The sequence below is a fragment of the Micromonospora sp. CNZ299 genome (assembly GCF_002754415.1).
This window is the reverse complement of sequence record NZ_PEFG01000001.1, coordinates 6523266-6548476: the sequence shown is the minus strand read 5'-3', so window position 1 is coordinate 6548476 and position 25211 is coordinate 6523266. Positions and strand designations below refer to the sequence as shown.

Genomic DNA, 25211 nt, shown 5'->3' with positions numbered 1-25211 from the left:
TCCCGAACGGGGCCGCCCAGGGTGGCAGGCACCGGGCCGCAGCCGCGGAATCCGCTCAGCTCCGGCCCGGTGCGCCACACCGCGGCATTCTCGACCCGTCCCGACCGAGAATGCCGTACCACCACCGGCACCAACATTAGGCACCGTCCGGGTCGGCCGGGTGACGCTGACGTGAAGATCGTGTTTCACGCCGCCCGGTGCAGACCGCCCGCCACCTGCTCGGCAATCAACTCGTACGACCGCACCCGGTCCTCGACGTCGTACACGAGCGTGGTCAGCATCAGCTCGTCCGCGCCGGTGCGCTCGATCAACTCGGTCAGCTGCCGGCGCACCGTCTCCGGCGAACCCATCGCCTGACCGTCTCGGCGTTGCAGGACGAACTCCCTCTCGAACTCCGAGTACGGGTACGCCGCCGCCTCGTCCGGCGTCGACAGCGGCTCCGGCCGGCCCGAGCGCAACTTCAGGAACGACAACGCGCTGGGCCCCGTCAGCCACTCGGCCCGCTCGTCGGTCTCCGCGCACACCGCGTTGACCGCCACCATCGCGTACGGCTTGTCCAACCACTGCGACGGCCGGAAGTTCTGCCGGTACAGGGCCAGCGCAGGCAGGGTGTTCGCCGAGCTGAAGTGGTGCGCGAACGAGAACGGCAGGCCGAGCAGACCGGCGAGCTGGGCGCTGAAACCGCTGGAACCCAGCAGCCACACGGCCGGCTGCTCGCCGTGACCCGGCGTGGCGACGATCTGCCCCGGCTTCTCCCCGCTGAAGTAGTTCATCAGGTCCGCCAGCTCGCGGGGGAAGCCCTCCGCCGACAGGCCCTCCATGGTGCGCCGCAACGCCAGCGCGGTCACCTGGTCGGTGCCCGGCGCCCGGCCGATACCGAGGTCGATGCGACCGGGGTGCAGCGCCTCCAGGGTGCCGAACTGCTCGGCCACCACCAGCGGCGCGTGGTTGGGCAGCATCACCCCACCCGACCCGAGGCGGATCGTCGAGGTGTTCGCGGCCAGGTGCGCCAGCAGCACCGCGGGCGCGGAGCTGGCGATCGCCGGCATGTTGTGGTGCTCGGCCACCCAGAACCGGTGGTAGCCCAGCTCCTCGGTGCGTCGGGCCAGCTCGGTGGTGGCCTGCAACGCCGCGCCAGCGGAGGTGCCCTTGGCGACCGGGGCAAGATCAAGAACAGACAACGGTACGGTGATCACAAGGTCAACCAACCCGTCAACGGGCGGCTTTGTTCCGCCACGCGGGTTTTCGTCGGCCAGCTCACCCGCTGCTCAGCCCATTCCGCGCGCCTGCTCGAAGATCAGACTGGTCTGGGTGTGCTGCACCACCGGGTCGACCGCCAGATGGTCCAGCACGAAGTCCCGCAACGCGTCACCGGACGCCGCCCGCACGTGCAGCACGTAATCCTCCGCGCCGGCCACGTGGAACACCGACACCACCCCCGGCAGCCGCACCGACCGGGCCCGGAACGCGTCCACCGCCGCCCGCTCGTGCGCCGTCAGCCGCACCGACACCAACGCCTGCAACGGCAGGCCGAGCGCGGCCGGATCCACCTCGGCATGGAAACCACGGATCGCGCCACGCTCGCGCAGCGCCCGCGTACGCGTCAGACACGTCGACGGCGCCACCCCCACCCGCTCGGCGAGGGCGTTGTTCGGCAGACGACCGTCAGCGGCCAGCTCGCTCAGGATCGCGCGGTCCACCTCGTCCAGGGCCGGATACGGCCGCACATCGTTCGGCTCAGGAGGCATCCCGCCATCATCGCCCGAATACGCCACCAAAACCAAGCCGATCGACAGAATGATCTGCCGAACCATTGCCCATCAGGCAGTAGATGTTCGACGCTACCGGCATGACGACGGTGGACACCCGGGCCGTACACGCCGGCCGCGACGACCTACGCGCCCTCGGCGTGCACGTGCCACCCATCGACCTGTCCACCACCAACCCACTGCCCTCGGTCGACGACGGCGGCGCCGCGTACGAGCAGCTCGCCACCGGTGGCACCCTCCCCGCCGAGGGCGGCGCCGTCTACCAACGGCTCTGGAACCCCACCGTCGCCCGCTTCGAAACCGCCCTCGCCGAACTGGAGGGCACCGCCCAGGCCGTCGCCTTCGCCAGTGGCATGGCCGCCCTCACCGCCACCCTGCTCGCCGCCGCCCGCGACGACCGCCGGCACGTCGTCGCCGTCCGGCCCCTCTACGGCGGAACCGACCACGTCCTCGCCACCGGCCTGCTCGGCACCACCGTCACCTGGGCACGCCCCGACGAGGTCGCCGCCGCCATCCGCCCCGACACCGCGCTGGTCATCGTCGAGACACCCGCCAACCCCACCCTCGACCTGGTCGACATCGCCGCTCTCGCCGCCGCGGCCGGCGACGTCCCGCTGCTGGTCGACAACACCGTCGCCACCCCCGTCCTGCAACAACCCGCCCGACACGGCGCCACCCTCGTCCTGCACAGCGCCACCAAGAGCATCGGCGGGCACGGCGACGTGCTCGCCGGCGTCGTCGCCTGCGACGCGGACTGGGCCGCGCGACTACGCCAGGTCCGCGCGGTCACCGGCGCGATCCTGCACCCACTGGGCGGCTACCTGCTGCACCGCGGCCTGCAGACCCTGCCGCTGCGGGTCCGCGCCCAACAGGCCAGCGCCGAGAAGCTCGCCGGCTGGCTCGCCGACCACCCGGCCGTACACCGGGTGCACCACCCCTCGGTGTACGATCCGGCGGCGCTGGTCGGCCGGCAGATGGCCGGACCCGGCAGCCTGCTCGCCTTCGAGGTACGCGGCGGCGCACCCGCCGCTGCCGCCGTCACCAGCGCCTGCCGCCTCATCACCCACGCCGTCTCCCTCGGCGGCGTCGACACCCTCATCCAGCACCCCGCCTCGCTCACCCACCGACCCGTCGAGGGCGACGCGAAACCCGTCGCCGCCCTGCTGCGGCTCTCGGTCGGTCTCGAAGACCCCGAAGACCTGCGCGCCGACCTCGCCCAGGCCCTCGACACGATCGCCTGACGGGCCCGGTCAGCGCAGCTCGCGGTTGCCCAACACCCGACGCGGCGAGCCCTCCCGAGCCACCCGCAGCATCGCCCGACCGATCCCGTCGGTGGTGGTGACCTGGCTCGGCAGCAACCGACGCAACACCGGAAAGAGCGGCCGCGCGACCGCGTACCCGAACCGGTACAACCGGGTCTTCGACACCGCCCCGTAGGTCGGCTGGATGAAACCGGGACGCGCCGCGTAGCCGTTGGGCAGCAGCTCGATGATCGCGTTCTCGGCCCGACCCTTGACCCGCGCCCACATCACCCGACCCCGACCCGACGAATCGGTGCCCTGGCCCGACACGTAGACGAACGTGACCTGCGGGCTCACCTCCGCCAACAACCGTGCCGCCGCGAGCGGGTAGTCGTAGCTCACCCGCGTGTACGCCGCCTCGTCCAGACCCAGAGAGGACACGCCCAGGCAGTAGAAACACGCGTCCACACCGGTCAACTCGGCGCGCACCGCAGCCAACTCACCCACGTCCGCGACCGTGAGCTCCCGCAGCTTCGGGTCCTGCCGACCGGTCGACCGGCGACCGACAGTCAGCACCTCCCGCACGTCGTCGGCGAGCAGGCACTCCCGCAACACGCCCTGGCCGACCATGCCGGTCGCACCGAAGATGACCACCCGCATCAGTTCCCACCCCTGTCGTCGATCCCGCTGCCGCCTGGCGGCCAGGCTCCCACGGTCGGTGTGATCCGCGCGGTACCGGTCAGGACTTTGGGCCCACGTGCCGGTCCAACACGGCGACCGCGCCCCGTCGCGCCACCGAGAGTGAGTTGCGCCGGTTCATCCGCCAGTCGATGCCGAGCAGGTCGAGGCCCCACTGGCACAGCCGCATGATGTCGGCCGACTCGTTGACGAACATGTAACGCGGGTAGACGTACGCCCTGCCGCGCACGGTGACCCGGTTGGCGACGCGGCAGCCGTCGGAGTGGAACAGGCCGCGCAGGAAGTCGCCCGGGTGTCGTTCGACGATCGGTCGCTGCCAGTCGGCCAGGACGATCGGCCTCTCGTGCTTCTTACCTGGGCCGTGCTGCGGCAACAGGCACGGCCAGTGCGCCCCACTGCTCTCGATCGAGATGCAGCCCTGCTTGGGGATCCTCTGCACACGCGCGGCGAGCACCGCGAGCATGGCGGCCTCGCACGCGTCGGTGAGATTCGGATAGATGGCCGTACAAGCGATTCGGAGCACCGGGACCTTTGGTGACATGGCCAGATGACCGTCGCCCAGGTAGAGACCGAGCAGGTAGGCATAGGCGGCGGGGTCGGTCGGATTCTCGACATCCGGCCGGCATCGGAAGCACCGTAGCTCAGTGCCGCGCTTCACCGGTTCGGGTCGATCGACGCACCAGTGCCAGACCGTCGCGTATGGCAGTGAGAGCGTGCGAGCTACTGCGTGAATGTTGTGTCCGCGAGCGCGGAGGGCGCGGGCCTGTAGGCGCAGTTCAGGTGGGTGCACAGCACGATTTTGGAACAGGCGTACGACACTTTTGGTGCCCCCGGTGGGATTCGAACCCACACTGTCGGAGGTTTGAGCTCCGCTTCTCTGCCGGTTGGAATACGGGGACGCTTGGCCGCATGCTCTGGTGGCCTCCCATAGGTTACCTACTACGCTGAGGGCGGTGACACCCGGCTGGGCGGGTGACGCGTTCGAACTGGTGGGGGTAGGGCTGGTGGCTGAGATGCCGACGGATACCGAGCGCAGGCGCGTACTGATCGCCGAGGACGAGGCGCTGATCCGGCTGGACCTCGCCGAGATGCTGGTCGAAGAGGGTTACGAGGTGGTGGGGGAGGCCGGCGACGGCGAGACCGCCGTTCGCCTCGCCGAGGAGTTGAAGCCCGACCTGGTCATCCTCGACATCAAGATGCCGATCATGGATGGGCTGGCCGCCGCCGAGCGCATCGCCGGTGCCCGGATCGCCCCGGTGATCATCCTGACCGCGTTCAGCCAGCGTGATCTGGTGGAGCGGGCGCGGGCGGCGGGCGCGATGGCGTACCTCGTGAAGCCCTTCCAGAAGAGTGACCTGGTCCCGGCGGTGGAGATCGCGCTGTCGCGCTACTCGGAGGTCGCGGCCCTGGAGGCCGAGGTCGCGAGCCTGACCGACCGTCTGGAGATCCGCAAGGCGGTGGAGCGCGCAAAGGGCGCGCTGATGACCACGTACGGCATGACCGAGCCGCAGGCGTTCAAGTGGATCCAGCGCACGGCGATGGACCACCGGATGACCATGAAGGAGGTCGCCGAGCGGATCCTCGCGGAGACCGCCGGCGGCGAGGTGTCGCAGCAGCCGACCGTCTGAGCGCTCCGCGCGACAACGGGCCGTGTGGGCCGCCGTGAGCGGTGTCCGGTGGTTAGCATCGGCGGATGTCCGTCCGACGGGTGATCGCGGTGTTCGGCCTCTTTACGCTGGTGCTTGCCGGGTGCGACGGGTCGGCCGCGCCCGACGGCGCGGGGTCGGCGACGCCGGCCGCGCCGGCGTTGCGGCCGGCTTGGCAGCCGCTGACGCTGCCGGCGCCGCCGGGCGGTGCGGGGCGTCCACTGATACGTGACGCGGCGTCATGCGCGGATCGGTGGTTCGTGGTCGGTGGCGTCGTCGATGCCGAGGGCGGCACGCGTCCGGCGGCCTGGACCAGTGTGGACGGTACGACCTGGACGGTGCTGCCGGTTCGCGCGGAGTCCTTCTACGGTCGGCAGAACGTGTTCCTGTCGGTGGCCTGCCGGGACGGGAAGGCGGCGCTGATCGGTGCCAAGGTCGGTGGCGCGCACGGCTACCCGCGGGTGAGCACCTGGCGGCAGGTGGCCGACGGTGCGCTGGTCGAGGTGCAGGCGTCGTTCGAGACGTACGGCGGCCCGACGGCGGTGAACGTGTCCCGCCTGACGGCGGGTGCGCAGGGCTGGTTGATCGTCGGTAACCGTTCGGCGGGCGCGGCTTCCTGGGTGTCGTCGCCGGACGTGGCGGAGTTCGCGCTGGTCGAGGGTGCGCCGGAGCTGGCGAGTGACGCGGTGGGGGTGACCTGGGCGTTCGACTCGGTGGCGACGTCGTCGGGCTGGTTGGCGGTGGGCGGCCTTCTGCCGGCCGGCCGGATCGACCGTGACCCGGCGGTCTGGTCGTCACCGGACGGGCGGTCGTGGCGGCGCACCGTGCTGCCGGGCAGTTCGGAGTACGAGGAGTTGCAGCGGGTGGTGCTGGTCGGCGGGGTGCCGGTGGCGGTCGGTCTGCGTGGGGCGGTGTTCGGCGCCTGGCGGCAGGAGGCGGAGAGTTGGGTGTCCGCCGGGACGTTCGGGCGGCGGGCCGGGGCCGGGGTGCAGAGTGTGACGTCGCTGGTGTCGTCCGGGGATCGGTTGTTCGCCGCGGTGACGGACGGGGCGCGGCACTCGGTGTGGGTGTCGTCGGACCGGGGTGGGTCGTGGCGGGAGGTCACGGCGCCGCTCGATGTGCTGGCCGGTGTTGATCGGGACGTGACGCTGGTGGCGGTGGGTGACCGGTGGTGGTTGGCGGCCGACGATGGGACGCGGGCCGGGCTGTGGTGGGCGGCCGGTGTGGGCGTCTGACACCGACGTTCACGTGGTGCACGGTTCCGGTTGCGGTCCCGCTGAGACGTTTCCGCAGGTCAATCGGCTTTTTCGGCAGCAGTGCCCGGTCCGGGCGGGTGCGGGCGGACTGCGACCGGGCGTGGGTTTAAGGACCGTCCGGCGGATTCACCTGTTACGGACATCGACATGATTGCCCACGTCTTCGTAACGGTTTCGCAGACCCAGCGTTCAGGTCTTCCGGGACGGTATGCGGTGTCGGTACGCTCCGCCATCACGAGCCGTAACGCAGGGGCAGTCCCTGCGGGGTGGGTGGAATTGCGGTCTGCTGCTGTCGCCGTCGCAACGGGTCAGCCGCGTCCGCATCTGGAGGAGGTCTGAAGCCGTGAGGCGAAGCTATGTACGGGCGCTGGGCACCGTTGCGCTCGCCGCGACCCTGGTGGTCGCGGCTGGTTGCCAGGATTCCGGTGGCAGCGAGGGTGGAACCGCGTCCGGTGACTGCGGTGGCAAGATCGCGATCTTCGGCGCGTTCACTGGTGACAACGCGGGTCTGGTGATCCCGTCGCTGAACGGCGCGAAGCTCGCCGTGGAGCAGTTCAACGCGGCGAACGCGGACTGCAAGGTCACCATGCAGGAGTTCGACACCCAGGGTGACCCCGCGGTGGCGACCCCGTTCGCGAACCAGATCGCGGGGGACAACTCGTTCCTCGGTGTCATCGGTGGTCACTTCTCCGGTGAGTCGGACGCGACGATGCCGATCTACCAGGCCGCTGGCCTGGCGATGGTCAGCCCGTCGGCGACCCGGACCGACCTGACCCAGAAGGGCAACACGTCCTTCTACCGCGTGGTCGGCAACGACGGCACGCAGGCCGGTGCGGTGGCGAGCTACCTGAAGACCCAGAACGCGCAGAAGGTCTTCATGGTCGATGACGCCAGCGCCTACGGCGCCGGTATCACCGACGAGCTGGGCAAGCAGCTCGGCCCGCTGGTCGTGAACAAGGACAAGATCCAGGAGCGGCAGACGCAGTTCGACGCCACCGTCTCGAAGATCAAGTCTTCGCAGGCTGACTTCGTCTTCTACGGCGGCTACACCCGTGAGGCCGCCCCGCTGGTGAAGCAGATGCGTGCCGCTGGCGTCAACGCCAAGTTCGTCGGTCCGGACGGTCTCTACGACACGGCGTTCCCGAAGGGTGCCTCCGGCGGTGCCGAGGGCGCGATCATCACCTGCCCGTGCCTCCCGGCCGACAAGGCCGGCGGCACCTTCTCTGCCGACTACCAGAAGAAGTTCGGCATCCCGCCGGGCTCCTACGGTGCGGAAGGCTTCGACGGCGCCACCATCTACCTGGACGCCTTCAAGGCTGGCAAGAAGAGCCGGGGGGACATCCTGGCGTTCGTGAAGTCGTACGACAAGCAGGGTGTGTCGAAGTACATCAAGTTCGACTCCAAGGGTGACGTCGACCCGACGAAGGTCGTCATCTGGGCCTACCAGATCAAGGGCGAGGCCATCGAAGCGCTGCAGGAGCTCAAGCTCAGCTGACGCCCCCGCAATGGAGTGCGGCCGGGGTGTTTCACCCCGGCCGCACTCGATTCAAGGAGACCCCCGGTGCATTTCGATGAACTGATCGGCCATCTCGGCCAGCACACGGTCGACGGCCTGTCCAAGGGTGCGATCTACGCCCTGATCGCCCTCGGCTACACCCTCGTCTACGGCGTTCTTCGCCTGATCAACTTCGCGCACTCCGAGGTGTTCATGGTCGGTACCTTCGCGGTGCTGATCCTCTGGAACCAGCTCGGGGTGCAAAATAACCCGCCTATCGGCCAGGCGATCCTGTTCCTGGTGCTCGGTCTGGTCGTCGCGGCGGTCGCCTCCGGCGGCACGGCCCTGGCGCTCGAACGGATCGCGTACCGGCCGTTGCGACGCAAGAACGCACCGCCGCTGATCTTCCTGATCACCGCGATCGGTCTGTCGCTGGTCTTCGTGGAGCTGTTCGGGCAGGTCCTGCCCAAGCTGCTTGGTGGCGCCCTGCCGGACGTGTTCGGCCGGCCGCGGCAGATCGTCGGTATGCCGACGATCATCCAGCAGGAGACCCTCTTCACCATCGGCAACACGGCGATCACGAACATCCAGCTCATCGTCTTCGTCGCGGCCGTGGCCATGATGGCGGTGCTGGACTGGTTCATCAACCGCACCCGGTACGGCCGGGGTGTGCGGGCCGTGGCCCAGAACCCGGAAACCGCCGCGCTGATGGGCGTCAACCAGGAGCGCGTGATCATGCTGATCTTCGTGCTCGGAGGCATCATGGCCGGCGCCGCCGCGCTGTTGTGGAGCATGCGGTTCGGCTTCACGCAGAACAGCATCGGCTTCGTGCTCGGCCTGAAGGCGTTCACCGCAGCGGTCCTCGGCGGCATCGGCAACCTGCGCGGTGCGCTGCTGGGTGGCCTCTTCCTCGGCATCGTCGAGGTCTACGGCGCGACGCTCTTCGCGTCCAACTGGGAGGACGTCATCGCCTTCGTGGTGCTGATCGTGGTGCTGATGTTCCGGCCCACCGGCCTGTTGGGTGAGTCGCTCGGGAGGGCCCGCGCATGATCGACAAGATTCGCTCCGCAGACCGCCGCCGGGTCGGTTTGTTGACCTCGGTCAGCGACCGTTGGCAGGCCCTGCCGAAGTGGCAGAAGGCCATCGGTGTGGTGGCTCTGCTCGTCTTCGTCTACCACCTGCCGTACCTGGGCAAGCTGCCCGGTGGTCTCATGATCCCCGGTCTGAACAACCTGCGTACCGACTCGATCGAGGGCGGCAACAACTGGGCGGGTGTGCTCTTCATCTGCGCCATCTATGTGCTTGTCGCGATCGGTCTGAACGTGGTGGTCGGCCTCGCCGGCCTGCTCGACCTCGGCTACATCGGCTTCTTCGCCATCGGCGCGTACAGCGTGGCGCTCTTCGGCTCGGTGAACTCGCCGGTCGTCAAGTGGATCCAGCAGGAGTTCAACCTGCCGCCGACCTGGGCGGTGACCTGGGGGATCTGTCTCCTGCTCGCGATCGTGCTGACGATGATCTCCGGTGTGCTGCTGGGTTGGCCGACGCTTCGGTTGCGCGGTGACTACCTGGCCATCGTGACGCTCGGCTTCGGTGAGATCATCCGCATCGTCGCCCGCAACGCCACCGGCGTCACCAACGGTCCGGTCGGTATCTCGGCCATTCCGGGTCCGGAGGGTCCGCCGTCGGCGGACAACAAGGTCTTCGGTCTGATCGACGCGAAGCCCTGGTACTGGCTGGCGATCACCTTCGTACTGCTGATGGTGATCCTGGTTCGCCGGCTGGAGCACAGCCGGGTTGGTCGCGCGTGGCTCGCGGTCCGCGAGGACGAGGACGCCGCCGCGGTGATGGGCGTGTATCCGTTCAAGTTCAAGCTGTGGGCGTTCGCCATGGGCGCGGCGCTCGGTGGCCTGTCGGGCTTCCTCTTCGGCAGCCGTAACGCGTTCATCGACCCGACCCAGTTCAACGCGAACCTCTCGATCCTCTTCGTCGCCATGGTCGTGGTCGGCGGTTCCGGCAACATGATCGGCGTCTCGCTCGGCGCGGTCCTGCTGGCGTACCTGCCGGAGCGGTTCCGCGACTTCGCCGACTATCGGTGGCTGGTCTTCGGGTTGGCCATGGTGCTGGTGATGATCCTGCGTCCGCAGGGCCTGATCCCCAGCCGGCGGCGGGCCCGTGAGTTGAAGGACCGCGCGGCCGAGGCAGAGGAGGCGCCTGCTCATGTCTGACCAGACCACCAGCACGTCCGCGCCGAAGATCCCGGCCCAGCCGGGGCCCCGGTCGGTACTGCTCGAAGTCGACGACGTCACGCTCCGCTTCGGCGGCGTGGTGGCCCTCGACAAGATCAATTTTAAGATCTACGAGGGCGAGATCCTCGGTCTCATCGGGCCCAACGGCGCCGGCAAGACCACCAGCTTCAACGTGATGACGGGGGTCTACAAGCCGACCTCCGGAGCGGTACGGTTCCAGGGCCAGCAGGTGACCGGCCGCAAGCCGCACCAGATCAGCCAGCTGGGCATCTCCCGGACGTTCCAGAACATCCGTCTCTTCCCGGAGATGACGGCGCTGGAGAACGTCATGGTCGGCACCGACTCCCGGCACAAGACCAGCGTGCCCGGGGCGCTCTTCCGGTTGCCTCGGCGCAGGCCGAAGCAGCACGAGTTGCCGCAGGTCACCGCCGAGTCGGGCATCCAGCGGTCGTGGCAGGAGATTCGCCGGACGTTCGCCAAGACGTTCGGGTTGTCCCGGCACATCCTCGAGGAGCGGGCCGCCGAGGCCAAGGCGCTCGAGCTGTTGCGCTTCGTCGGCATCGCCGACCGGGCCAACGACGAGGCACGCAACCTGCCGTATGGCTACCAGCGCCGGTTGGAGATCGCCCGCGCGCTGGCCACCGAGCCGAAGCTGATCTGCCTGGACGAGCCGGCTGCCGGCTTCAACCCGGCGGAGAAGGAGGAGCTCCTCACCCTGATCCGCAACATCCGTGACAAGGGCCTGACCGTGCTGCTCATCGAGCACGACATGCGGCTGGTCATGGGTGTCACCGACCGGATCGTGGTGCTGGAGTTCGGCCGCAAGATCGCCGAGGGTGCGCCCGCGGAGGTCAGCCGCGATCCGAAGGTGATCGCCGCATACCTGGGGGAGCCAGCCGATGACGCTGCTTGAGCTCGAGAACGTCGCCGTCGCGTACGGCCGGATCGAGGCGCTGCACGGCATCAGCCTCACCGTGAACGAGGGTGAGGTGGTGGCCCTGATCGGCGCGAACGGCGCCGGTAAGACCACCACGATGCGGGCCATCTCCGGGACCCGGTCGCTCGCCAACGGGAAGATCACCTTCAATGGTGAGGACATCAGCAAGCTCCGGGCCGACCTGCGGGTGGTCCGGGGGCTGTGTCAGTCGCCGGAGGGGCGGCAGATCTTCCCGGGTATGACGGTGATGGAGAACCTGGACATGGGGGCGTACACCCGGCGGGACACCGCCGGCATCGCCGCCGATCTGGAGCGGGTGCTGACCCTCTTCCCGCGGCTGGCCGAGCGGCGCAAGCAGGCCGGCGGCACGCTCTCCGGCGGCGAGCAGCAGATGCTCGCGGTCGGCCGGGCGTTGATGAGCCGTCCGAAGCTGCTGCTGCTCGACGAGCCGTCGATGGGTCTGGCCCCGCTGGTGATCCGGCAGATCTTCGACATCATCACGGAGATCAACCAGCAGGGCACCACCATCCTGCTGGTGGAGCAGAACGCCCAGCAGGCGTTGTCGCGGGCACACCGCGGCTACGTGCTGGAGACCGGTCGGATCGTCAAGGAGGGGTCCGGTCAGGACCTGCTGCACGATCCGTCGGTCAAGGAGGCGTACCTCGGCGTGGCCTGAGCCACCCGAGCGACGGCCGGTCACCCCTGCACGGGGTGGCCGGCCGTCGGCGTTCGGGGCGGACGCCGTTTCGGCGTCGTGTCACCCGGTGCCGCCGGCCAGGGATGTCGGTGCGACGGGCTAGAGTCGCTGCCGTGACAGCTACGACGCCGCGCCTGCTCCTCGTCGACGGACATTCCATGGCATACAGGGCTTTCTTCGCCCTGCCTGTGGAAAACTTCTCCACCACGACGGGTCAGCCGACCAACGCGGTCTACGGCTTCACCTCGATGCTGATCAACGTCCTGCGCGACGAGCAGCCCACCCACATCGTCGTCGCCTTCGACGTCTCCCGCCATTCCTTCCGCACCGACAAGTACGCGGAGTACAAGGCCGGCCGCAGCGAGACCCCGACCGACTTCAAGGGGCAGGTCAGCCTGGTCAAGGAGGTCCTGGCCGCGCTCCAGATCCCAGTGGTGGAAAAGGAGGGCTTCGAGGCCGACGACGTCATCGCCACGCTCGCCTGCCAGGCCCGCGACCAGGGCATGACGGTGCTGATCAGCAGCGGCGACCGGGACGCGTTCCAGCTGGTCGACGACCAGATCACCGTCCTCTACCCGCGCAAGGGCGTCTCCGACCTGGCCCGGATGGACCCGGCCGCGATCGAGGCGAAGTACGGCGTTCCGCCACAGCAGTACCGGGACCTCGCCGCGCTCGTCGGCGAGACCAGCGACAACCTGCCCGGCATCCCCGGCGTCGGCCCGAAGACCGCGGCTAAGTGGATCATCACGTACGGCGGCGTGGAGGGCGTAATCGCCCGCGCCGACGAGATCAAGGGCAAGGCCGGCGACAGCCTGCGCGAGCGGCTCGCCGACGTGATCCGCAACTACGAGATCAACTGCCTGGTCTCCGACCTGGAGCTGCCGCTGCGCCCGGAGGACGCCCGGTGGACCGGTTGGGACCGGGAGGCCGTGCACCAGGTCTTCGACACCCTGGAGTTCCGCATCCTGCGCGACCGCCTCTACCAGTACCTGGAGGCGGTCGAGCCGGAGGCCGAGTCCGGGTTCGACCTCACCGGCGAGGTTCTCACCGAGCCCGGCACGCTGGCCGGCTGGCTGACCACGCACGCGCCGACCGGCACCCCCGTCGGTTTGGCGGTCAAGCTCGACACCGGCCCCAACCGCCGGCACACCGCCTCGATCACGGGTCTCGCGCTGGCCACCGCCGGCGGTGCGGCGGCCTGGGTCGACCCGGCAACGCTCGACCCGACCGACGAGGGCGCCCTGGCCAGCTGGTTGGCCGACGAGCAGCGCCCCAAGGTGCTGCACGACAGCAAGCCGGCCGTGCTGGCCTGCGCCGCGCACGGCTGGCAGCTCGCCGGCATCGTCCGGGACACCCAGATCGCCGCGTACCTGGCCCGCCCCGACCAGCGGTCCTACGACCTGACCGACCTGGCGCTGCGCTACCTGCACCGGGAGCTGCGCGTCGACGTCCCGGAGTCCGGCCAGCTCACCCTCGACGGGCTGGGCGACGAGGGTGTGGTCGAGCAGAACCTGATGCTCCAGGCCCGGGCCACCCTCGACCTGGCCGACGCGATCGACGCCGAGTTGTCCCGCGACGGCGAGCAGTCCGCCCGCCTGATGGCCGGGGTCGAGCTGCCGCTGATGCGGGTGCTGGCCGGCATGGAGAGCACCGGCATCGCCGCCGACACGCATTATCTGTCCGAGTTGGAGGCGCACTTCGCCGCCGAGGTGAAGGCCGCCGCTCAGGGCGCGTACGAGGCGGTGGGCCGGGAGTTCAACCTCGGCTCGCCCAAGCAGCTGCAGGAGATCCTCTTCACCGAGCTGGGCCTGCCGAAGACCAAGAAGATCAAGACGGGTTACACCACCGACGCCGACGCCCTGCAGTGGCTCTATGCGCAACAGCCGCACCCCGTGCTGGCCCACCTGCTGCGCCACCGCGACGTCGCCAAGCTCAAGTCGACAGTGGACGGTCTGCTCAAGTCGGTCTCCGACGACGGCCGGATCCACACCACCTTCAACCAGACGGTGGCGGCCACCGGTCGACTCTCGTCCACCGAGCCCAACCTGCAGAACATCCCGATCCGCACCGAAGAGGGCCGGCGGATCCGCCGGGCCTTCGTGGTGGGAGAGGGCTACGAGTGCCTGCTCACCGCCGACTACAGCCAGATCGAGATGCGCATCATGGCGCACCTGTCGTCGGACGACGCGCTGATCGACGCCTTCAACTCCGGCGCCGACTTCCACGCCGCCACCGCCTCGTCGGTCTTCGGGGTGCCGCTCGACCAGGTCACCCCCGACCAACGCCGCAAGATCAAAGCCATGAACTACGGCCTGGCGTACGGGCTGAGCGCCTTCGGCCTGTCCCAGCAGCTCGGGATCAACACCGAGGAAGCGCGCGGGCTGATGGAAAACTACTTCGCCGGGTTCGGCGGGGTGCGCGACTACCTGCACCAGGTGGTCGCCCGGGCTCGTCAGGACGGCTACACCTCCACCATCCTGGGTCGCCGCCGCTACCTGCCCGACCTGGTCAGCGACAACCGGCAGCGCCGCGACATCGCCGAGCGGATGGCGCTCAACGCCCCGATCCAGGGTTCCGCGGCTGACATCATCAAGGTGGCGATGCTGCACGTCGACACCGCGCTGCGCGAGGCCGGGCTGCGCTCGCGGATGCTGCTGCAGGTGCACGACGAGTTGGTCTTCGAGGTGGCCCCCGGTGAGCGGGAGGCTCTGGAGGCGCTGGTCCGGCACGAGATGGGCGGGGCGTACCCGCTGTCGGTGCCGTTGGAGGTGTCCGTGGGCGAGGGGCGGGACTGGAACAGCGCTGACCACTGAGCCTTTTGGCGGTCGCGGTCGCGGGTGAGTTTCGGGCTTCGTCGCGGCCGGGGTTCCTGGGTTGGTCGCGGTTGGGGGTTCCGGGGCAGCCCGACCCGCTCCGGGCGGTCAGGCTTGATCCCTGCGCGGGTCGGGCTGCCCCGGAACCCCGACGAGGTCTCTGCGGTCGGTCCAGCTCGGCCTGGTGGACAGCTGCCCATGATCGCCAGGTCCGCGCTGCTACCGCCAACGTGGTACCGACGCCTGGTCGCCAGGTCCGCATGGCGTCCGCCGTCTTCTTGTTCGCAAGGTCCCGCGCCGCGCCGCGCCGACACTGGCCCAAGATCTGCGCAACTTCGGGGAAAGTGCTGGGTCGCGGGGTTCTGAGGCACCAACTTCGCCGAAGTTGTGCGGATCTTGCTGTGGAGTGACGTGGTTCGGGCGTGCTCGCGGGCTATTTCAGGGGGTCGTGGCCCCAGTTCATCAGGGACCAGCGCCACTTGGTGTCGCGGACATTGCCGGACGGGCGTTGCGCCATGTGCCGTCGGACGTAGCCGACCACCTTGCGCATGTGCTTGTAGTCGCCCTCGGACAGGTCGCCGCGTTTACGACGCAACAGGTTGATGATCTTCCGGCCGGACTCGTGGCCGACGGACTCGCCGCCACCGGAACGGCCACCCTTGTGCCAGCCGACCTGCTTCGATTCGTCGGTTTCTAGCCATGTGGACAGCTCGCCGGGCTTCATGTTCACCGCGTCGGTGAACTCCCGGTAGGTGTCCCGGCCCTGGTCGTCAGCTCTGCTCATGACGCAGCGCCTCGGGTCGGTGGGCCACGTCGCGGCCCGTGCCGTCGCTGCGGACCCGGTACTGCGGGTCGTCGGGAGCCGCGTTCACCGCCCGCCCACTGATCCGCGTCCGCTCGGTGATCCTTTCCTGCACCACGCCGTACGCGCGGCTGCCGTGGGCCGACCAGGAAACCTGGTCGCCTCTGCGGAATCGCTGCTCGGCCATGCTCCTCGGCTACCCGACACCGGGACGGCGAAACGGCCGTTCCGGCGACGCGCTACGGGGTGATCTCGGCGATCGGCAGCTTGATGTCGAACGGCTCGGCCAGCTCGATCACGTCGGTGCCGTCGGCGACCAGTTCGTACTGCCGCTCACCGCCGGGACCCACGCGGTCGCCGATCCGATACGCGTAGACGTGCACCGGGTCCTGCTCGATGCGCCAGTAGAACGGAATGCCGGCGGCGGCGTACTCGCCGGGCTTAGCGAACCTGTCGATCCGTCGCGTACCGGGCGAGACGATCTCCACGGCGAGGACCACATCCGCCGGACGCAGCGAGGATCGGGAGGAAGACACGCCGGCCCGCCGCAGCAGAACGTCGGGCTGTCGGCTGGTGTTCGAACTCAGCCCGACTCCGACGGCCTGCACGACCCGGAGGTCGGCCGGCACATGTTGCAGCAGCCAGTGCGCAAGCAGTAACGAGATGTCTTGATGGCCCAGGGTGGGGGAGGGCGTCACCTGGATAACTCCGTCGACGAGTTCGACGCGGGGGGCGTCGTCCGGCAGGGTGAGCAGGTCCTCCAGCGTGTAGTCGGCACGCTGCTGCCGCATCGGGTCCGGACACCAGGGGCCAGGTGATGTCCGGATGGGCTCGGCGCTCATGGGACGAGCCTACCGGCGGTCGATGCGACGTAGGGCGGACTGCGGGTGCGACGCGCTCAGTCGGCGGGCTTCTCGGTGACGAAGATGGCGGTACCGGGGAAGAGCCGACCGCGCAGCGGGCTCCACTGCCCCCAGATCCCCTCGTGCCCCTCCGGCCACTCCGGCTCCACCAGGTCCAGCAGTCGGAACCCGGCGCCGACCAGCTCACGGATCCGGTCGCCGAGGGTGCGGTGCTGCTCGACGTAGGTGGCCACGCCGGACTCGTCCTGCTCCACGTAGGGGGAGCGGTCGAAGTACGAGTGGACGGCCGTCAACCCGCCCTCACCCGGGTCATCGAGGAAGATCCAGCGCATCGGGTGGGTCACCGAGAACACCCACCGCCCCCCGGGGCGCAGCACCCGGTGCACCTCGGCGTGCAGGGCCGCCGAGTCGTCCACGAACGGGATCGCCCCGAACGCGGTGCAGGCGAGGTCGAACGACCGGTCGGCGAACGGCAGGGCGAGGGCGTCGGCCTGCACCAGCGGTACGCGTACCCCGGTGTCGTCGGCGGCCTTGGCGGCGTGCCGCAACATGCCGGCGGACAGGTCGAAGGCGACCGGCCGGGCACCCTGGGTGGCGAGCCAGCGGGCAGCGGCCGCCGCGCCGCAGCCAACCTCGAGCACCCGCCGCCCGGACAGGTCGCCCAGCAGCCGGGCGTCGGCCTCGCGCAGCCCTTCCGGACACCAGACGAAGTCCACATCGCCGAGGAACGCGCCGTGCTCGGCCTGGTAGTCGTCGGCGTCGGTGTCCCACCAGCCGCGGTTGGCCCGCCGGGCCTCGGCGTCACCCACCCGGCGCCGGGTGACCCGGCTGTCGTCATCCACGGCGCTCACGCTAGGCCCCATCGCCCCGTTCGGTACGGCGGCGCGTCCGAGATCCTGCGACTCCTCGCGCGGTGATGCCTGATCGACCCGGTTTCCGTGAAGTCGCGGTGTCCGGGCCGGTGGGACACGCCGATGTTCAGGAAACCGGGTCGATCACGCGGAGCACATGTCCGCCTGGATGATGCGACGGCTGGGGCTGCTGTGACGCACGAGACAGCAGAGGCCGTTTACGGGCGATTGTTCGCCTTTCGCAGGTCACCGCACGGAGAGAAGCCGGGAGGGCTTGCACGCTGTGGTAATGCGCACGGTAGGCTAGACGATGCGCTCGCGGATCGCGTTGCCTCGGCAGGGAGCAGGTACGCGGTCGTCGGAGCCACATCATGATCTCACTAGGCGATCGTTCGGTGTGCCCGGCGGCGGATCCGTTGGCGCGAACAGGTCACTGCGACACCAGCCTGCTGTGACAACCCACCGACCGGAGCAACCGCCCACATGACGAGCAGCATCGAGGCCCCCTCGAGCGCCACCCGGGTCACCCACGACGATCTCGGTTCCGAGGAGGCATTCCTCGCCGCGATCGACGAGACCATCAAGTACTTCAACGACGGCGACATTGTCGAAGGAACCGTCGTCAAGGTCGATCGGGACGAGGTCCTGCTCGACATCGGCTACAAGACCGAGGGTGTCATCCCCTCTCGGGAGTTGTCGATCAAGCACGACGTGGACCCCGCCGAGGTTGTGACGGTTGGCGACCACATCGAGGCCCTGGTCCTCCAGAAGGAGGACAAGGAGGGTCGTCTGATCCTCTCCAAGAAGCGGGCACAGTACGAGCGGGCCTGGGGCACGATCGAGAAGATCAAGGACGAGGACGGCGTCGTCCGCGGTTCGGTCATCGAGGTGGTCAAGGGCGGCCTCATCCTCGACATCGGGCTGCGGGGCTTCCTGCCCGCGTCCCTGGTCGAGATGCGTCGTGTGCGCGACCTGCAGCCGTACGTCGGGCGTGAGCTCGAGGCCAAGATCATCGAGCTGGACAAGAACCGCAACAACGTGGTCCTGTCCCGCCGGGCCTGGCTGGAGCAGACGCAGTCCGAGGTGCGCACCGAGTTCCTCAACAAGCTGCAGAAGGGCCAGGTCCGCAAGGGCGTCGTGTCCTCGATCGTCAACTTCGGCGCCTTCGTGGACCTTGGCGGCGTCGACGGTCTGGTGCACGTCTCCGAGCTGTCCTGGAAGCACATCGACCACCCGTCCGAGGTTGTCGAGGTCGGCCAGGAGGTCGAGGTCGAGGTCCTGGACGTCGACCTGGACCGCGAGCGGGTCTCGCTGTCGCTGAAGGCGACCCAGGAAGACCCGTGGCGGCAGTTCGCCCGCACCCACGCGATCCAGCAGATCGTGCCGGGTAAGGTCACCAAGCTGGTTCCGTTCGGTGCGTTCGTCCGCGTGGACGACGGCATCGAGGGCCTGGTCCACATCTCCGAGCTGGCCGAGCGCCACGTGGAGATCCCGGAGCAGGTCGTCCAGGTTGGCTCCGAGGTCATGGTCAAGGTCATCGACATCGACCTGGAACGCCGCCGGATCTCGCTGTCGCTCAAGCAGGCCAACGAGGGCTTCGTCGAGGGCGAGGAGCACTTCGACCCGACCCTCTACGGCATGGCCGCGACGTACGACACCGAGGGCAACTACATCTACCCGGAGGGCTTCGACCCGGAGACGGGCGAGTGGCTCGAGGGGTACGACAAGCAGCGCGAGACCTGGGAGAACCAGTACGCCGAGGCTCGTCTGCGCTGGGAGGCCCACACCAAGCAGGTGCAGACCTCTCGGGCTGCCGACGCCGAGGCCGCTGCCAACCCGACTCCGGTCGTCCCGGCCGCTGCCGGTGGCGGCGGTGGCACCACCTCCTCGTCCAGCCCGGCCCCGAGCCGGCAGGCCGAGGAGCCGGCCGGCACGCTGGCCACCGACGAGGCGCTCGCCGCACTGCGGGAGAAGCTCGCCGGCGGTAAGTGACCCGCTGAACGACGACGGGCCCCGTCCCCGCGATCTTCGGATCGCCGGGGGCGGGGCCCCCGTCGTGGGTGAGGCCCGCTCGTTGTGGGAGCAGCCCGGGCCTCTCGACGAGCCCGGTCCGAGACGAGGCGGGCAGGGCCGGGTCGGCCGGCTGCGCGGGCCTCGGCCGTTCGGGCCGGGTCGGTCGGGACGATGGCGGTGGGTTTGGCGGCGGGCTCGGGGATCCGGTTGACTGGTCGGGTGCTGAGAGTGGGGTTGACCGGCGGGATCGGGTCGGGAAAGAGCGCGGTGGCCGCGAGGCTGGTCGAGCGGGGCGCGGTGCTCATCGACGCCGACCAGGTGGCCCGGGAGGTCGTGGCGCCGGGCACTGAGGGACTGGCCGAGATCGTTGCGGCCTTCTCCGACGCGGTGTTGGACGACGATGGTTCACTGGACCGTGTCGCGCTGGGCGCTGTGGTGTTCGCCGACGAGAAGGCCCGCCGTCGGCTGGAGTCGATCACCCACCCCCGGGTTCGGGCTCGCACCGCGGAGCTGGCCGCTGCGGCGGCACCCGGCGCGATCGTCGTCAACGACGTACCGCTGCTGGTCGAGGTGGGGCTCGCGCCCACGTACCACCTGGTGATCGTGGTGCAGACGGCCGTGACGACCCGACTGGAGCGGCTGGCGCGCGACCGGGGGATGGACCGCGCGGAGGCGGAGCGGCGGATCGCCGCCCAGGCCGACGACGCCCGACGACGGGCCGCCGCGGACGTGGTGCTGACCAACGACGGCAGCCTGGCGGATCTGCACGACGCCGTCGACGACCTCTGGCGGCAGCGGCTGCTGCCCTACGAGGACAATCTGCGCGAGCGGCGGGTGGTCCTGCCGGACCGGGTCGACCCGGCGGGGACCGACGCGAGCTGGCCGGAGCAGTACGAGCGGCTGGCCGCCCGAATCCGGCACACGCTCGGCTCGGACGCCCTGCGGATCGACCACATCGGCTCGACCGCGTTGCCCGGCCTCGCCGCCCAGGACGTCATCGACGTGCAGGTGGCCGTGCGCAGCCTCGCCGACGCCGACGGGGCGCTGGTCGACCGGCTGGCGAACGCCGGGTTCCCCCGGGTGCCGGGGCACTGGTGGGACGACCCACGCCCGGCCGGCAGCGGTCGGTGGGAGAAGAGGTTGCACGGCAGCGCGGACCCGGCCCGCCCGGTTCGCCTGCACGTGCGGGTGGCCGATTCGCCGGGTTGGCGGTACGCGCTGCTGATGCGCGACCACCTGCGGGCCGACCCGGATCAGCGGGCCGCGTACCTGCTGCTCAAGAGGGACCTGGTCGACGCCGCACCGGACGCTGGCGATTCGGGCACGGCGCGCGACCCGTGGTTCGACGAGGAGTACCTGCGGGCGGAGCAGTGGGCCGAGCAGACCGGCTGGCGGCCCTGAGCGTTACCGCTCAGCGGGGCCGAGGTGTCGTGGGTCGAGGCTTGGCGGCCGGGCGAGGCACTGGAATCAGTCGGGGCACCACGGCGGGCTGGAGGTCCAGTTGGGCCCAGGCGTTGGCGTCGGTGTGCAGCTCCAGCCGGCGTAGCGACCCGTCGCGGTCGATCCAGTAACGCAGTCGGGCGTCGGCCGGACCCACCTCGACGACGTCCACGGTCCGTCCGGCGGTGACGTCCTCGCGTACCCGGAGGGCCGTTCCTGGTGGCCCGACCGACCCGGCGGCCACCGCGGCCTCGACCAGCACGTTCAGGTCGTCGCCGCCCGATCGCTGGGCCCGCCAGGGCCCGGCCGGGGGTGGCAGCGGTGGTCGGCCGGGCGCTTCCGCGGTGCCGCCGCCGGCGGCGGCCGCCGGCAGATCCGCCCGGGCCAGACCGGCGGTGTCGCGCCGCAGCAGGGTCCGGCGGTCCGGCACGCCCAGGTCGGCGACCGCGAGGTACGCGGTACCCGTGGTCCAGCTCACCCAGCCAGCGCCCCGCAGGTTCGTGTCTGTGCCGACGGGCGCGGTCAGCGTCATCGTCGCACCGCGCTGGGCCCGGAGCCGGGCCGGCAACCGGTCCAGTCGACGCCGCTCGGCGTCGGTCAGCGCGCGGGGCAGGCCGGGCCGGCCGCCGAGTGCGTCCACCGGACGCAGCGTCGGCCGGTCCGCCCGGTTGAGGATCATCGTGACCGGGCCGACGCCGGGCAACCGGGTCACCAGCTTGTGCAGTCGGGCGTCCTGATCGAGCCAGAACCGGGTCTGCCCGTTCGGGTCGGTGCTCGCCGGCACGGCGCTCGGCGTGGGTGCCACCGTGCTGCCGAATGCCGGGCTACGGCGTGGCGGTCCGGCCGGCAGCGACGCCTCAAGGACGTCCACCGGACCGGCCGCCACGGTGTCCTGAGCGATCCAACGCGCACCGCTGCCGGGCACCGCCTGGGTCTGGTCCGGGCGGTCGGCGGCGAGGCCGAGGAGCAGGTCGAGCACGGGTGCCAGGTTCGTCCCGGGTGCCAGTCGGTGCAGCCGCCAACGGTCCGCCGGAGGCAGCAGGGGCGGCGCGGCGGGGGTGGGCACTGCTGCCGGGTCGGGCCGGATGACCAGGACCGGGCCGACCCGCTGCACCAGCCCGCGTTCGGTGCCCGCGCCCGGCCCACCCACATCGAGGTAGAGCAGTGACCGCGACCAGTCCACCCAGCCCACCAGTTCGATCCGGGCGGCGTCGGCGCCGGCGGTGATGCGGACTCCGGCGCGCAGGTCCCGGAGGTTGGTGACCCGCACGGCGGCCAGCCGCTCGCCCTCGGCGAGGGTCAGCGGCCGGGTCGGCTCGGGCGGGTCGGGCGCCCAGCTCAACAACCCGAGCACCAGCGCCGTCGCGGACGTCGCGGCGGTCAGGGCGAGCAACAGCAGCAGGGTACGTCTGCGGCGGCTGACCGGGGCCGGGCCGGTGGCGTCCGCCGTGTCGGTGGGGGGTTCGGCAGTGGCCTCGCGGCGGGTGTTCGTCCCGGCTGTCCCGGGACCTCGCCCGGTGGCGGTTCGGCGCTGCGTGGGGCCCTGGCCGGTGGTGGTCCGGCTCTCCGTGGGCCCGTCGCCGGTGGTGGCCCGGATCTCCGTGGGCGCCTGGCCGCCGGTGGTCCGGTCCTTCTCGGGCCTGCGCCCACTGCCGGTTCGCTGAGCGGCGGTGGGCAGCCCTGGGCTGGTCGAGCGGGCGTTTGCAGGTCGGCTGGCCCTGGCTGCGGCGTCGGTCGGGCGGTCGGTGGCGGCTCGGCGGGCGCCGGTGGGCCGGCCGGTGGTGGAACCGACTCCGGTGTCCGTGCTCCGGGTGGTCTCTGAGGCGGTGCCGGAGCGGTGCCGCCCGCTGCCTGACCGCCCGACCTTGGGGGAGTTGGGCCGCTCGGCGGCGGTGACGTCCGGCCGGGGCGCGCCGCGGGGAGTGGTGTCGGGTGCCGGGGTCGGAGAGGTGTCCACGGAGATGAAACGGGCGGGGAGGCGTCGGGGTGACGAGCAGGGGCGCTCGCGGCGGCCGGTCTGCGCCTCGAGCGCGACCACACGGGTGCGCACGCCGGGCGAGCCGGGTGCTGCGACCGCAGTGCCGGGGGCGACCGGCCGTGATGTGACGGCCTGGCCACCTGCCCGGTCGGCCGCCGCGAGCGGCCTACATGAAGAGGGTAGTCCCGGTGACATGGGCCACACAATGGGAATATTGAAGCTGATCACGTACCTGGCGTGACGGCCGTTCCTGTCGGACCTCCGGCGTACCGTTGACGGTATGGCGCTCGACATTCCTCGGCTGGACAGCCGCTTCCAGGTCGTCAGTGACTTTCAGCCGGCCGGCGACCAACCGGCGGCCATCGACGATCTTGAGCGTCGGGTTCGGCGCGGCGACCGCAACACCGTGCTGCTCGGCGCGACCGGCACCGGCAAGAGCGCCACCACGGCGTGGCTGATCGAGCGACTGCAACGCCCCACCCTGGTGCTCGCCCCGAACAAGACGCTCTGTGCGCAGTTGGCCAAGGAGTTCAGCGAGCTGCTGCCGCACAACGCTGTCGAATACTTCGTCTCGTACTACGACTACTACCAGCCTGAGGCCTACATCCCGCAGACCGACACCTACATCGAGAAGGACTCCTCGATCAACGAGGAGGTCGAGCGGCTGCGGCACTCGGCGACAATGTCGCTGCTCACCCGGCGCGACGTGATCGTGGTGGCGACCGTCTCGGCGATCTACGGTCTGGGCACCCCGGAGGAATACCTCAACCGGGCGGTGAAGGTGCAGATCGGGCAGGAGCTCGACCGCGACCAGTTGCTGCGCCGGCTGGTCGACATCCAGTACACCCGCAACGACATGGCCTTCCAGCGGGGCACCTTCCGGGTCCGCGGCGACACACTGGAGATCATCCCGGCGTACGAGGAGCTGGCGGTCCGCATCGAGCTCTTCGGTGACGAGGTGGAGAAGCTCTACTACCTCAACCCGTTGACCGGTGACGTGGTCCGCGAGGTCGACCAGCTGGTGATCTTCCCGGCCACCCACTACGCGGCCGGTCCGGAGCGGATGGAGCGGGCGATCCGTGACATCGAGGTGGAGCTGGCCGAGCGCCTCGCCGAGCTGGAGCGCCAGGGCAAGCTGCTGGAGGCGCAGCGGCTGCGGATGCGCACCACCTACGACATCGAGATGATGCGGCAGGTGGGCTTCTGCTCCGGCATCGAGAACTACTCGATGCACATGGACGGGCGGCTGCCCGGCAGCCCGCCGCACGCCCTGCTCGACTACTTCCCCGACGACTTCCTCACGGTGGTCGACGAGTCGCACGTGACCATCCCGCAGATCGGCGGCATGTACGAGGGCGACGCGTCCCGCAAGCGGATGCTCATCGACCACGGCTTCCGGCTGCCCAGCGCGGCCGACAACCGGCCGCTGCGCTTCGACGAGTTCCTGGAGCGGGTCGGCCAGATGGTCTACCTGTCCGCGACCCCCGGCACCTGGGAGATGGAGCAGGCCCAGGGCGAGTTCGTCGAGCAGGTCATCCGGCCGACCGGTCTGGTCGACCCGCAGGTCGTGATCAAGCCGACCAAGGGTCAGATCGACGATCTGATGCACGAGATCAAGCTACGGACCGACCGCGACGAGCGGGTGCTGGTCACCACGCTGACCAAGAAGATGGCCGAGGACCTGTCCGACTATCTCCTGGAGAACGGCATCCGGGTGCGCTACCTGCACTCGGAGGTCGACACGTTGCGCCGGGTGGAGCTGCTGCGTGAGCTGCGCAAGGGCGACTACGACGTGCTGGTCGGCATCAACCTCCTCAGGGAGGGTCTGGACCTTCCCGAGGTGTCGCTGGTGGCGATCCTCGACGCCGACAAGGAGGGCTTCCTGCGCAGCGGCCGGTCGTTGATCCAGACCATCGGCCGGGCCGCCCGTAACGTGTCCGGTCAGGTGCACATGTACGCCGACAAGATCACTCCGTCGATGGCGGCGGCGATCGACGAGACCGACCGGCGTCGGGCCAAGCAGATCGCGCACAACGAGGCGCACGGGATCAGCCCGGAGCCGTTGCGTAAGAAGATCCACGACATCCTGGACGACATCTACCGCGAGGCGGAGGACACCGAGAACTCCCGCGTCGGGGGCGCGGTGCGACAGCTGTCCCGAGGCAAGGCGCCGGTCAAGGAGACCCGCAGCCGGAGCCGGTCCGCCACCACCACCCCGTCACGGGAGGGGATGGCCCGCGCCGACCTGGCCCAGCTCATCCAGGAGCTCAACGACCAGATGCTGGCCGCCGCCCGCGAGTTGCAGTTCGAGCTGGCGGCTCGGATCCGCGACGAGGTTTCCGACCTGAAGAAGGAGCTGCGCGGCATGGACGCCGCCGGCGTGAAGTGACAGCCATCCGGCCGGCCATCAGCGTTCCCCGGGGCGCGGCCGGCCGGATCGCGACCGTGCGAAGGGCGGGCGGGGT

At 70.0% G+C, this 25211-nt stretch carries 20 protein-coding genes, 1 tRNA gene and 1 pseudogene; 12 read left to right on the top strand and 10 right to left on the bottom strand.

Translation table 11 applies throughout. The features are described 5' to 3' along the window. Positions 1-185: 185 nt before the first annotated feature. Positions 186-1196 carry an LLM class flavin-dependent oxidoreductase gene (locus CLT68_RS29535; RefSeq protein ID WP_199177177.1) on the bottom strand — a complete coding sequence of 337 codons (1011 nt, stop codon included), beginning with the start codon at positions 1194-1196 and terminating at the stop codon, positions 186-188. Between the two features lie 72 nt (positions 1197-1268). Further along, entirely contained in the window at positions 1269-1748 is a 480-nt protein-coding gene (locus tag CLT68_RS29530; protein WP_088949299.1) for an Lrp/AsnC family transcriptional regulator, read from the bottom strand. An 83-nt stretch (positions 1749-1831) separates the two neighbouring features. Between CLT68_RS29530 and CLT68_RS29525 the strand changes: the two genes are divergently transcribed. Continuing rightward, positions 1832-3010: a trans-sulfuration enzyme family protein gene (locus tag CLT68_RS29525; protein WP_099855890.1), complete on the top strand. Its 1179-nt coding sequence runs from the start codon at positions 1832-1834 to the stop codon at positions 3008-3010. Between the two features lie 9 nt (positions 3011-3019). Here CLT68_RS29525 and CLT68_RS29520 read toward each other — a convergent pair whose 3' ends face one another. The 3 genes from CLT68_RS29520 to CLT68_RS29510 form a co-directional block, all read right to left on the bottom strand. Next, on the bottom strand, positions 3020-3670 hold the full coding sequence (locus CLT68_RS29520; RefSeq protein WP_099855888.1) for an NAD-dependent epimerase/dehydratase family protein: 651 nt from the start codon (positions 3668-3670) through the stop codon (positions 3020-3022). A gap of 79 nt (positions 3671-3749) precedes the next feature. Next, on the bottom strand, positions 3750-4250 hold the full coding sequence (locus tag CLT68_RS29515) for a hypothetical protein (protein WP_486482377.1): 501 nt from the start codon (positions 4248-4250) through the stop codon (positions 3750-3752). Between the two features lie 281 nt (positions 4251-4531). After that, positions 4532-4608 (bottom strand) — tRNA-Leu (locus CLT68_RS29510). Positions 4609-4713: 105 nt separating this feature from the next. Here CLT68_RS29510 and CLT68_RS29505 point away from each other — a divergent pair. The 8 genes from CLT68_RS29505 (at position 4714) to polA (ending at position 14799) form a co-directional block, all read left to right on the top strand. Next, complete coding sequence (locus CLT68_RS29505; protein WP_088951901.1) at positions 4714-5337, top strand: ANTAR domain-containing response regulator; 624 nt, start codon at positions 4714-4716, stop codon at positions 5335-5337. Positions 5338-5402: 65 nt separating this feature from the next. Next, on the top strand, positions 5403-6590 hold the full coding sequence (locus CLT68_RS29500) for a hypothetical protein (protein ID WP_099855883.1): 1188 nt from the start codon (positions 5403-5405) through the stop codon (positions 6588-6590). A 364-nt stretch (positions 6591-6954) separates the two neighbouring features. After that, complete coding sequence (locus CLT68_RS29495; protein ID WP_099855881.1) at positions 6955-8106, top strand: branched-chain amino acid ABC transporter substrate-binding protein; 1152 nt, start codon at positions 6955-6957, stop codon at positions 8104-8106. 66 nt (positions 8107-8172) lie between these two features. Then, a complete protein-coding gene (locus CLT68_RS29490; RefSeq protein ID WP_099855879.1) occupies positions 8173-9156 on the top strand; it encodes a branched-chain amino acid ABC transporter permease in 984 nt (327 codons plus the stop codon). Further along, entirely contained in the window at positions 9153-10331 is a 1179-nt protein-coding gene (locus CLT68_RS29485) for a branched-chain amino acid ABC transporter permease (RefSeq protein WP_088949293.1), read from the top strand. Before CLT68_RS29490 ends, CLT68_RS29485 begins: the two co-directional genes overlap by 4 nt. Then, positions 10324-11265 (top strand): ABC transporter ATP-binding protein, encoded by a 942-nt coding sequence (locus CLT68_RS29480; protein ID WP_099855877.1) that lies wholly within the window; start codon positions 10324-10326, stop codon positions 11263-11265. Before CLT68_RS29485 ends, CLT68_RS29480 begins: the two co-directional genes overlap by 8 nt. Then, positions 11252-11965: an ABC transporter ATP-binding protein gene (locus CLT68_RS29475; RefSeq protein WP_099855875.1), complete on the top strand. Its 714-nt coding sequence runs from the start codon at positions 11252-11254 to the stop codon at positions 11963-11965. Before CLT68_RS29480 ends, CLT68_RS29475 begins: the two co-directional genes overlap by 14 nt. Positions 11966-12099: 134 nt before the next feature. Beyond that, positions 12100-14799, top strand: a complete 2700-nt coding sequence (gene polA / locus CLT68_RS29470) for a DNA polymerase I (RefSeq protein WP_088949290.1) — start codon at positions 12100-12102, stop codon at positions 14797-14799. Positions 14800-15235: 436 nt separating this feature from the next. Here the strand turns inward: polA and CLT68_RS29460 are convergent. From CLT68_RS29460 to CLT68_RS29445, 4 genes and pseudogenes are all read right to left on the bottom strand, one after another. Continuing rightward, positions 15236-15583, bottom strand: a pseudogene (locus CLT68_RS29460) (DUF3140 domain-containing protein); the annotation flags it as partial. Continuing rightward, positions 15570-15788, bottom strand: a complete 219-nt coding sequence (locus CLT68_RS29455) for a hypervirulence associated TUDOR domain-containing protein (RefSeq protein ID WP_099855869.1) — start codon at positions 15786-15788, stop codon at positions 15570-15572. The gene CLT68_RS29455 and the pseudogene CLT68_RS29460, both read right to left, overlap by 14 nt. 52 nt (positions 15789-15840) lie before the next feature. Next, on the bottom strand, positions 15841-16443 hold the full coding sequence (locus CLT68_RS29450) for a Uma2 family endonuclease (protein ID WP_486482376.1): 603 nt from the start codon (positions 16441-16443) through the stop codon (positions 15841-15843). Positions 16444-16499: 56 nt separating this feature from the next. Continuing rightward, the gene (locus CLT68_RS29445; protein WP_099855864.1) at positions 16500-17327 is read right to left on the bottom strand and encodes a class I SAM-dependent methyltransferase; all 828 of its coding nucleotides are present in this window, start codon (positions 17325-17327) and stop codon (positions 16500-16502) included. Positions 17328-17798: 471 nt separating this feature from the next. Here CLT68_RS29445 and rpsA point away from each other — a divergent pair, with 471 nt between their 5' ends. Continuing rightward, positions 17799-19307 (top strand): 30S ribosomal protein S1, encoded by a 1509-nt coding sequence (gene rpsA, locus CLT68_RS29440; RefSeq protein WP_030337999.1) that lies wholly within the window; start codon positions 17799-17801, stop codon positions 19305-19307. A gap of 240 nt (positions 19308-19547) precedes the next feature. Continuing rightward, positions 19548-20729: a dephospho-CoA kinase gene (coaE, locus tag CLT68_RS29435; protein ID WP_099857787.1), complete on the top strand. Its 1182-nt coding sequence runs from the start codon at positions 19548-19550 to the stop codon at positions 20727-20729. A 10-nt stretch (positions 20730-20739) separates the two neighbouring features. On the opposite strand, the gene CLT68_RS29430 is transcribed toward coaE, so the two are convergent. Beyond that, on the bottom strand, positions 20740-22818 hold the full coding sequence (locus CLT68_RS29430; RefSeq protein WP_099855862.1) for a hypothetical protein: 2079 nt from the start codon (positions 22816-22818) through the stop codon (positions 20740-20742). A 208-nt stretch (positions 22819-23026) separates the two neighbouring features. Between CLT68_RS29430 and uvrB the strand changes: the two genes are divergently transcribed. Beyond that, the gene (uvrB, locus tag CLT68_RS29425) at positions 23027-25135 is read left to right on the top strand and encodes an excinuclease ABC subunit UvrB (protein ID WP_088949283.1); all 2109 of its coding nucleotides are present in this window, start codon (positions 23027-23029) and stop codon (positions 25133-25135) included. Positions 25136-25211 lie beyond the last annotated feature (76 nt).